This is a genomic window from uncultured Gordonia sp., from assembly GCF_937858515.1.
Taxonomy (GTDB): Bacteria; Actinomycetota; Actinomycetes; order Mycobacteriales; family Mycobacteriaceae; genus Gordonia.
Map to the genome: position 1 here is coordinate 26298 of NZ_CALLZT010000049.1, position 9793 is coordinate 36090.

General features: G+C 67.2%; 9 protein-coding genes. 5 read left to right on the forward strand and 4 right to left on the reverse strand.

Going from position 1 to position 9793, the window contains the following annotated elements; genetic code table 11:
* Positions 1–78: 78 nt before the first annotated feature.
* Positions 79–1170, reverse strand: coding sequence for an aminotransferase class V-fold PLP-dependent enzyme (locus Q0627_RS03700; protein WP_291013718.1), 1092 nt, complete (start codon positions 1168–1170; stop codon positions 79–81).
* Between the two features lie 123 nt (positions 1171–1293).
* On the opposite strand from Q0627_RS03700, the gene Q0627_RS03705 reads away from it, so the two are divergent.
* A complete protein-coding gene (locus tag Q0627_RS03705) occupies positions 1294–1839 on the forward strand; it encodes a hypothetical protein (RefSeq protein ID WP_291013716.1) in 546 nt (181 codons plus the stop codon).
* A 6-nt stretch (positions 1840–1845) separates the two neighbouring features.
* On the opposite strand, the gene Q0627_RS03710 is transcribed toward Q0627_RS03705, so the two are convergent.
* Positions 1846–3105, reverse strand: a complete 1260-nt coding sequence (locus Q0627_RS03710; protein ID WP_291013732.1) for an MFS transporter — start codon at positions 3103–3105, stop codon at positions 1846–1848.
* Positions 3106–3214: 109 nt separating this feature from the next.
* Between Q0627_RS03710 and Q0627_RS03715 the strand changes: the two genes are divergently transcribed.
* Entirely contained in the window at positions 3215–3853 is a 639-nt protein-coding gene (locus Q0627_RS03715; protein WP_291013714.1) for a YqgE/AlgH family protein, read from the forward strand.
* 326 nt (positions 3854–4179) lie between these two features.
* Here Q0627_RS03715 and Q0627_RS03720 read toward each other — a convergent pair whose 3' ends face one another.
* On the reverse strand, positions 4180–4695 hold the full coding sequence (locus Q0627_RS03720; protein WP_291013712.1) for an SdpI family protein: 516 nt from the start codon (positions 4693–4695) through the stop codon (positions 4180–4182).
* Positions 4696–4796: 101 nt separating this feature from the next.
* Here Q0627_RS03720 and leuS point away from each other — a divergent pair, with 101 nt between their 5' ends.
* Together leuS and Q0627_RS03730 are read left to right on the forward strand one after the other, a co-directional pair.
* Complete coding sequence (gene leuS, locus Q0627_RS03725; RefSeq protein WP_291013710.1) at positions 4797–7670, forward strand: leucine--tRNA ligase; 2874 nt, start codon at positions 4797–4799, stop codon at positions 7668–7670.
* An 85-nt stretch (positions 7671–7755) separates the two neighbouring features.
* The gene (locus tag Q0627_RS03730; protein WP_291013708.1) at positions 7756–8181 is read left to right on the forward strand and encodes an HIT family protein; all 426 of its coding nucleotides are present in this window, start codon (positions 7756–7758) and stop codon (positions 8179–8181) included.
* 80 nt (positions 8182–8261) lie between these two features.
* Here Q0627_RS03730 and Q0627_RS03735 read toward each other — a convergent pair whose 3' ends face one another.
* Positions 8262–8591, reverse strand: a complete 330-nt coding sequence (locus tag Q0627_RS03735) for a TfoX/Sxy family protein (protein WP_291013706.1) — start codon at positions 8589–8591, stop codon at positions 8262–8264.
* 72 nt (positions 8592–8663) lie between these two features.
* Here Q0627_RS03735 and Q0627_RS03740 point away from each other — a divergent pair.
* Positions 8664–9793, forward strand: a 1130-nt coding sequence (locus Q0627_RS03740; RefSeq protein ID WP_298807759.1) for an acyl-CoA dehydrogenase family protein, incomplete at its 3' end; no start/stop codon positions are given.

Here is a 9793-nt window from a genome sequence, read left to right on the forward strand (position 1 = left end):
AAAATGGTTCGCAACGATTCGTGGATCGGATAGACACGCCCTAGTCGGTTGCGTTGAAGCGGCGCAACAGTATGTTGTTCAGTAGCCCATGGTGCGGAGGTTGACCGCGAGTAGGTCGAGGTCCTCGCGGCGGACGTCGAGGTGTCCGGAGACGCGCAGGACCGATTGTTCGGTGGCCAGGGGGGCACGCCAGGAGTCGGCGGCGGTGACGAGAATACCTGTGGCCCTGAGCTTGTCGGCGGCGGCGCGAACGTCGGCGGATTGCCACCCGGGGGGAGGGGCGAGGGTGACCAGGGCCGAGGGTTCGTCGACGGCTTCGAGGATCTCCCAGCTGCCGATGCCGTTGAGGCGTTCGCGGGTGACGCGGCCGACCGTGGCCAGTTCGCGGAACACCCGTTGCTGACCGATGGCGAGCAGTTCGCGGACCGCGTTGTGCAGGCCGACCCGGCCGGCGATGAAGGCGTCGGAATCGGGTATCTCGACCTCGCGCAGGGAGTCGCGGCGCACGGCGATGAACCCGATGCCGCGGGGTCCGGTGAGCCATTTGCGGCTGGTGCCGTAGACGATGTCGGCGCCGGTGACGGTGGGGACGTGGCCGACGGACTGCGACATGTCGATCACCACCGGCACCCCCGCCGCGTGCGCGATCTCGACGATCCGGACCGCCGGCTGCACCGCCCCCGACATCGAACCGATGTGGCACAGGTGGATGAACGCGGGCTGCTCGAACTGCAGCATGTTCTCCAGCGCGTCGGTGTCGACGTGGCCGAAGACGTCACCGTCGGGCAGGGGGCGCACCGCATAGCCCCGGCGTTCGAACTCATCGAGGTTGGGGCCGAACTCGTTGCGGGCCACCCACACCGTCGAGGCCACCGGCAGTGACCAGTGCGTCAGCAGGGCCCGCAGGCAGGCGCGGGCGCTCTCCCGGAAGGTGAGTTCGTCGGGGGTGTGCCCGATCAGCGACGACAGGCCCCGCAGGTCGCGACGCATCTGCTCGGCGCAGGCCGCGGCCGCGACGTAGGAACCCGCCCGCGATTCCCGCCACAGATGGTCGGTGATGGCGTTGATCGTGGCGTCCGAGGATCGTCCGGCGGCGGCCGAGTCGAGATGGATGATGTCGGGTTCGACGCGTGCGCGGTGCCACTGCTCCCCGAGTTCGCTCACGTACATGGGCCTAAACCTACTTCAGCCGATGGTGGTGATCGCCGGGGCGTCAGCGGCGCAACAGTATCCGGAAGCCAATTAAGTTCAGTGAATTTGGAACCAAAAGGGGTTCGGCTGCGTCCAATCCTCATGGACTCGTATATCGACTACATCTTCGGGCCCGGCGACGGCAGCACCACCACGTGGACGAGCCGCGCCGACCTCGATCTCAGCGGCGACGGGGTGGCCGACGCGGTGCGGCTCGACTTCGACGGCGACGGCCGCCGCGACGACGCGATGTGGGACACCGACGGCGACGGCGTCGCCGACCTGGCCGCCATCGACATCGGCCTACCCGACACCGACTCTCCCGACACGGGATCGCACGAACGCTACTACTCCGACTCGGGCAAGGGCGTGTGGGACGTTCGGGAGACCGACCCGTCTGCGGCCAGGGACCGATCCCATGCTGACACCAAGCCCGAAAACACCAAGCCGCAAGACGCCGGGTCAGCGGATACGAAGCCGGGGAGCGTCAGAACCGACATCGAACTGCGCGCCACCCGCGGCGGTGGCGGGCGGCTCTACCTCGACTCCGACGGGGACGGAGTCTTCGATCAGGTGCTGATCGATTCCGACGGTGACGGTCGCGCAGACACCATGCGCCACCGCGGAGAGCAAGGATTCGACAGGTGAGGGCGGTTACCCGCCGGTGGCAGACAGTTGCGACCGGATCGGGGGCGTGGCCGCGGGGTGCAGCACCCGGACGGCGACGATACCCAGCAGGTACAGCACAGAACCGATGACCGGCAGCACCGCGGTGTGACCGTCGTCGGGAACAGTCATCGCGGCGACGGTGATGGCGCAGACGTAGGCCACGTTGAAGGTGGCGTCCTGGACGGAGAACACCTGACCGCGCACCCAGTCGCGGACGTCGCACTGCATCGCGACATCGCCGCATAATTTGACGGTCTGCCCGACCAGCCCCAGCAGGAAGGCCGCGACATAGATGACCGGCAGCGAGTAGGTGAGGACGCTCAGTTCGACGACCGCGCCGGCACTGAGCGCCGTCACCAGGGTGGCGCGTCTGCCGAGATGCTGTACCGACAGCGGGGTGGTGATCGCGGCGAGCAGGGCTCCGAGGGCCGTGGCCCCGCCGACTGCGGCGATCACCTCGAGGCCGTCGCCCTTGCTGACGTGTCTGCCGAAGATGATCAGGACGAGTGTGTTCATCCCGAACACCAGCCGGTGCGCGCCGATCGCCGACAGCGCCGCAGCCACCGACGGCGTGTGCAGCACCTCGCGCAGGCCGTGCCACAGGCCCACCAGCACGGCGTGGGTCACCGAACTTCCGGGATCGTCGGCGTGGTCGGGGCCCAGTTGACGCGGATGGAAACCGCGGGCGATCGCCGCCGCCAGCAGGGCGAGCACGACCGCCCCGAGTTCGGTGAGGGCACTGCCGGTGTTGTCCGAACCGAAAACGGCGCGCAGACCGGCGGCGATACCGGCGCCGACCGCGAGCATTCCCGCACCCAGCGTCACGAACATGGCGTTGACGGCCACGATCACCTCGCGTGGCGCCACGTGGGGAAGTCCCGCCGACATCCCGGACGACACGAATCGGCTGGCGCCGGTGACTGCGAGGGCGGAGATCAGCACGACGGTGTCGGAGGATCCGGACGCGATGGCGATGGACACCAGACCGATGAGCAGTGCCCGCAGCGTGTTGGCGACCATCAGCACCACGCGGCGGTCCCAGTGGTCGATGAGCGCACCTGCGAACGGGCCGATCACCGAATACGGCAGCAGCAGCACGGCGAGCCCGCCGGCGATCGCCAGCGGGTCGGCGTGACGTTCGGGGTTGAACAGGATGGCCCCGAAAAGCCCCGCCTGGAACACTCCGTCGGTGAGCTGGCCGGCCAGGCGCACCGCGAGCAGACGACGCAGACCGGGCAGGCGCATCGCACGCAGAAATACCCGGGCCGCGCCGTGTTTTTCGGCGCTTACCGAACCAGAGACCACTGACTCAGAGTACCGACCCGAGCTCGGTATCGCGTGCGATGATGGTCGGGTGACAGGCGGTGACGATGCGCAAGATCCGACTCCCGACTCCTCGCCCGACGCCGGGTCGGGTGCCAGGCAGTTGCCGCCGCGGGTACGGCCGGGATCGTTGCTGATCGCGTCCACGGATCTGATCGAGCCCACGTTCCGCCGTTCGGTGGTCTACATGATGGAGCACAACGGCGCGGGCAGTCTCGGCGTCGTCATCAATCAGATGAGTCAGGCGGCGGTGCACAATCTGCTGCCGCGGTGGACCGATCTGGCCGCGTCGCCGCGCGCGCTGTTCGTCGGTGGCCCGGTCAAACGCGACGCCGCGCTTTGTCTGGGCATCCTCAAACCCGGTATGTCCGACGACGAGAAGCTCGGTGCGCGGCCGGTCGACGGGCGGGTCGTGCTCATCGACCTCGATGCCGATCCCGAACTGCTCGCCGACCGGCTCGAAGGGGTGCGTATTTTCGCCGGGTACGCGGGCTGGGGTCCCGGTCAGCTCGACGGCGAACTCGCCGACGGAAGTTGGCTGGTCGCGTCGGCACTGCCGGGTGACATCCTCGCCCCGCCGGTCGCCGACCTGTGGTTCTCGGTACTGCGCCGTCAGCCGTGGCCGGTACCGCTGCTGGCCACCCACCCCATCGACGTCCTGCGCAACTGACCTGGGTTGGGAACCGCATCTCACCGGACCCTTCGGGACGCTGTCGGCTCGCAAGCTCGCGCGACAGCCCTCAGGGATCAAGATGGTGGCCCCGTCTTGGTCGCTGATGCCGGTGTCGAAGGGTGCGTGGTGTCACTCTCTTGCTTGCTGATGCCGGTGTTGGAGGGTGTGTGGTGTCACTCTCTTGCTTGCTGATGCCGGTGTCGAAGGGTGCGTGGTGTCACCCTCTTGATCCCTGAGGCCGAAGCGACGAAGGAGCGAGGGTCGCGAAGGGTCCGGTGAGACGACCGCATGACCGCACCGCCTCGAAACGAACGAAAGCGGACCTACTGCCGCTGGGCGGCCGCGGAATCCGTCTCGCACATTCCCTGCAACGCGCACGACCCACAGCTCGACTGGCCGCAATCATCGGCGGGTGATCCGGCTTTGTCGTCACTGCAGGCAGACGCGGCACCGTGGTCGTCGCCCCCGGAGCAGCAGTCACAGCCGCCGGACTCGTCGGGCAACGCCTGCGCGGCCCGGATACCGAGCCCGCTCACCACGCCGACGGTGACGACGGCTACGGCGAGCGCGGCGAGCGCGAACAGGATCGACCAGCCGCCGTCGACGCCGAGGGTGAGAACGCCGCCCATCACGAGGATGACGGCCGCGCCGATGAAGCCGGGCCCGGCGACCCGGTTGGCCAGCACGAACGCGGCCTCGGATTTCCCGGTCTCGGGGGATCGAACACCGAACCACCGGTTTCCGGGGAGTTTGCCGGTGACACCGAGAACTCCGACGGTGCCCCACACCGCGGCACACACGAACGCCAGAACGGCTGCGACGATCGACAGGACACTCACGGTCAGCCATTCTACGACTTTGCGTCGTTGCCGAGCCAGTCGCCACCGGCGACGACGGACGCGATTGAGGATTGCGACGGCCCACGATTTACGCTGGTCGGGTGACTTCTGCAGACCCGTCGTCCCCCGTTGCCGACCAGACCGTTCCCGAGCACCGCTATACCGCGGAGCTTGCCGGCCGGATCGAGACGCACTGGCAGCGGGAGTGGCAGGACCGGCACGCTTTCGAGGCCCCCAACCCGGTGGGCCCGCTCGCAGGTGACCTGACCCCGTTCGGTGGCGCGTCGGCCGACGCCCCCGACAAGCTGTTCGTGCAGGACATGTTCCCGTACCCGTCGGGTGCAGGCCTGCACGTCGGGCATCCGCTGGGCTTCATCAGCTCGGACGTGTTCGCCCGCTATCAGCGGATGATCGGCCGCAACGTGCTGCACACGATGGGCTTCGACTCGTTCGGCCTGCCCGCCGAGCAGTACGCGGTGCAGACCGGTACGCATCCGCGCACCACCACCGAGGCCAACATCGAGCGGTATCTGGGGCAGATCCGCCGCCTGGGTCTGGGCCACGACGAGCGCCGTCGCGTCGCCACCACCGACGTCGACTTCTACCGGTGGACGCAGTGGATCTTCCTGCAGATCTACAACGCCTGGTACGACGAATCCGCTGCGAAGGCGCGCCGCATCGACGAGTTGGTTGTCGAGTTCGAGAACGGCACCCGCGAGGTTCCCGGCGGCGGCAACTGGGCCGACCTGCCCGCGCAGCAGCGCGCCGACATCATCGACGACCACCGCCTGGTGTACCTGAGCGATTCGCTGGTCAACTGGTGCCCCGGCCTGGGCACGGTGCTGGCCAACGAGGAGGTCACCGCCGACGGCCGCAGCGACCGCGGCAACTTCCCGGTGTTCCGTAAGCAGTTGCGGCAGTGGATGATGCGCATCACCGCCTACTCGGACCGACTGCTCGACGACCTGGATCTGCTGGACTGGCCGGACAAGGTCAAGACAATGCAGCGCAACTGGATCGGCCGTTCGCGCGGTGCGCGGGTCACCTTCCCGGCCCCGGGTGTCGACGTCGGTATCGAGGTTTTCACCACCCGCCCCGACACCCTGTTCGGCGCCACCTACATGGTGCTCTCACCCGAACATCCGCTGGTGGCGACGCTGACCGCTGACACCTACCCCGCCGACGCCGACGCCCGCTGGACCGGTGGCGCGGTGACCCCGGCCGACGCGATCAAGGCGTACCGGGCGTCGATCGCGGCCAAATCGGACCTGGAACGGCAGGAGAACAAGGAGAAGACCGGCGTCTTCACCGGCTCGTACGCCACCAATCCTGTTGATGGTCAGCAGATTCCGGTGTTCATCGCCGACTACGTCCTGATGGGTTACGGCACCGGCGCCATCATGGCGGTCCCCGCCCACGACACCCGCGACTACGAGTTCGCCACCGCGTTCGGCCTGCCGATCATCGAGGTCATCGGCTCCGAGCAGGGCGTCGAATCCGAGGCGTTCACCGGCGACGGCCCGCTGATCAACTCCGGCTTCCTCGACGGCCTGCGCGTCGACGAGGCCAAGGCGAAGGTCGTGGAGAAGCTGGAGGCCGACGGAGTCGCCACCGGCACAGTGCAATACAAGCTGCGCGACTGGCTGTTCGCGCGTCAGCGGTATTGGGGCGAGCCGTTCCCCATCGTCTACGACGATGCCGGGCGCGCCCACGCACTGCCCGAATCGATGCTGCCGGTGGAACTTCCGGAGGTCGAGGATTACGCACCGGTCTCGTTCGATCCCGATGACGCCGACTCGGAGCCGTCGCCGCCGCTGGCGAAGGCAGGCGAATGGGTTGAGGTGGAACTGGATCTGGGCGACGGCCCACGAAAGTACCGCCGCGACACCAACGTGATGCCGCAGTGGGCGGGCAGCTCCTGGTACCAACTGCGCTACATTGACCCCACCAACGAAGAAGCGTTGTGCGCCAAGGAGAACGAGGCGTACTGGATGGGTCCGCGGCCCGCCCTGCATGGCGACAACGATCCGGGCGGTCTGGACCTGTACATCGGCGGCGTCGAGCACGCGGTGCTGCATCTGCTGTATTCGCGGTTCTGGCACAAGGTGCTGTTCGACCTGGGCTACGTCACCAGCGCCGAGCCGTACCGGAAGCTGTTCAACCAGGGCATGATTCAGGCCTTCGCCTACACCGACTCCCGCGGCGTCTACGTGCCGGCCGAGGAGGTCACCGAGTCCGGCGGTAAGTTCTTCTACAACGGTGAGCAGGTCAACCAGGAATACGGAAAGATGGGCAAGTCGCTCAAGAATTCCGTTGCCCCCGACGACATCTGCCGCGACTACGGCGCCGACACCCTGCGCGTGTACGAGATGTTCATGGGCCCGCTCGATCAGTCCCGGCCGTGGGCCACCAAGGACGTCATCGGCTCCCAGCGTTTCCTGCAGCGGGTGTGGCGTCTGGTCGTCGACGAGGAGTCCGGCGCGGTCCGCGTCTCCGACGCCGAGCCCTCGCAGGACACCGTCAAGCTGCTGCACAAGACGATCGCCGGTGTGCGCGAAGACTTCTCGGAGCTGCGAGACAACACCGCCGTCGCCAAGCTGATGGAACTCACGGGCCACCTCACCAAGTTCTACGCCGACGGAGCCCCGCGCAGCGTCGTCGAACAACTGGTGACGATGCTCGCCCCGCTGGCCCCGCACATCGCCGAAGAACTGTGGCACCGCCTCGGCCACGACGGCCTGCTGGTGCGCGGCCCGTTCCCCGAAGCCGACCCGGCCCTGCTCGTCGAGGACACCATCGAGATCCCGGTCCAGGTGAAAGGCAAGGTGCGCAGCCGCATTCAGGTCCCCGCCGACGCCGACGAAACCACCCTCCGCGAAGCCGCCCTGGCCGACGACAAGATCGCCGCCCTCCTCGACGGCGAACCCCGCAAGGTCATCATCGTCCCCGGCCGCCTGGTCAACATCGTCCCGTAGATGCGGGCTCTGGTTTTGGGCCCTGCCCGACATCAACCTCGCTGAACACAGGTAAGACCGGGCTCGGTGCGCGATGATGACCGGCATGGAGAATTGTGTGTTCTGTGGCATCGTCAGCGGGCATGTGCCCGGCACCAAGGTGGCCGAGGACGATCTGACGCTGACGTTCATGGATATCAACCCCGCCGCCGACGGCCACATGCTGGTGATCCCCAAGTTCCACTCCGAGGATCTGCTGGAGATCGACGCCGAGGACCTCACCGCGGTCACCCTGTCCGCGCAGCGCGTCGCGAAGGCCGCGATGTCCGAACTCGGCGCCGACGGGGTCAATCTGCTCAACTGCTGCAAGGCCCCCGCCTGGCAGACGGTGTTCCACTTTCACCTGCACGTCATCCCACGCTACGCCGACAAGACCAAGGACCGCCTCACCCTCCCCTGGCGCCCCGGAATCGGCGAACGCCCCGCTGTCCTCGCCGAACTAGGCGCCCGCCTACGCTCAGGCCTGAACTGACCCGACAAAAACCGCCCTCATGCGGGGGACCGATGCAGATATGGAGTAAGTCCCCGCACGAGGGAGGTTCTTGTTCGCGGCTACTTGGGTGGCAGAGTGCCGGCGTGGTCCCAGCCCAGCCGGACCCACTTTCCGAGCCCCTTTCCGGCCAGGCCGGCCTTGTCGACGTGGACCCAACCCTTGATCTCCCGGCCCGACATCACCATCGGTTCCACGTGGTCACAGCCGAGGATCTCCTCGGTCTGCTCCCGTGGAACCCGCACCATGATGTGCCCTTCGCGGTTGGCGGCAACTGCCATGTTGCCGTTGCGCAGAAAGGCGAGACCGCCGAACATCGCCTTCTCGCTGACGCCGGTCTCCCCGGTCAGCACGTCGCGGATGCGGTCGGCGAGATCCTCGTCGTAGGCCATGCCCAACGCTAGCGCCGGATAAGTACGCCAGAAGGGTTGGCAAGTAACTTACTCAGCAGTAAGATGACGGCCATGTCGATCAACCTTGAGCTCCCCACGAAGCTGGCTGCGGCCGTGGAGCAGTCCCACGCGGTGGGCGAGCACATCTTCCGGCCCGTGTCCCGTAAGTACGACAAGGCCGAGCACGAAAACCCCACCGAGCTCGATGACCTGGGCAAACTCATCAAGGAATCCAAGAAGAAGCGCGCCGAGACCGCCGGCAAGCCCGACGAGGGGCCGTCCAAGAACGGCGTCAACATGATCTCGGTGCTCAACACGCTCGAGACCAGCTGGGGCGACGTCGGCCTGACCCTGTCGATCCCTTACAACGGTCTGGGCAACGCCGCGATCGCCGCCGTCGCCGACAAGGAGCAGCTCGAGCGCTTCGCCGACGTGTGGGCGTCGATGGCCATCACCGAACCCAGCTTCGGCTCGGACTCGGCGGCCGTCTCCACCACCGCCGTCCTCGACGGCGACGACTACGTCATCAACGGCGAGAAGATCTTCGTGACCGCCGGTTCGCGCGCCGACCACGTCGTCGTATGGGCCACGCTCGACCGCAGCGTCGGCCGCGCCGCCATCAAGAGCTTCGTCGTGCCGATGGACACCGAGGGCGTCACCGTCGCCCGCCTTGAGCACAAGCTCGGCATCAAGGCGTCGGACACCGCGGTGCTGCGGTTCGAGAACGCCCGCGTCCCCAAGGAGAACCTGCTCGGCTCGCCGGAGATCGACACCAAGAAGGGTTTCGGCGGGGTCATGCAGACCTTCGACAACACCCGCCCGGTGGTCGCCGCGATGGCCGTCGGCCTCGGCCGCGCCGCTCTCGAAGAGCTCCGCAGCATCCTCGAAGCGGCTGGTCACACCATCGACTACGACAAGCCCGCAGCTGCCCAGCATGCCGCGGTCAGTGAGTTCATCCGCCTCGAATCCGATTGGGAGGCTTCGTGGTTGCTGACCATCCGCGCCGCGTGGATGGCCGATAACAAGCAGCCCAACTCCACCGAGGCGTCGATGTCCAAGGCCAAGGCCGGCCGCTCGGTCAACGATCTCACCAACAAAGCGGTGGAACTCGCTGCGACGGCGGGCTTCTCGGAGACCAGCCTGCTGGAGAAGTGGGCCCGCGACGCCAAGATCCTCGACATCTTCGAGGGCACCCAGCAGAT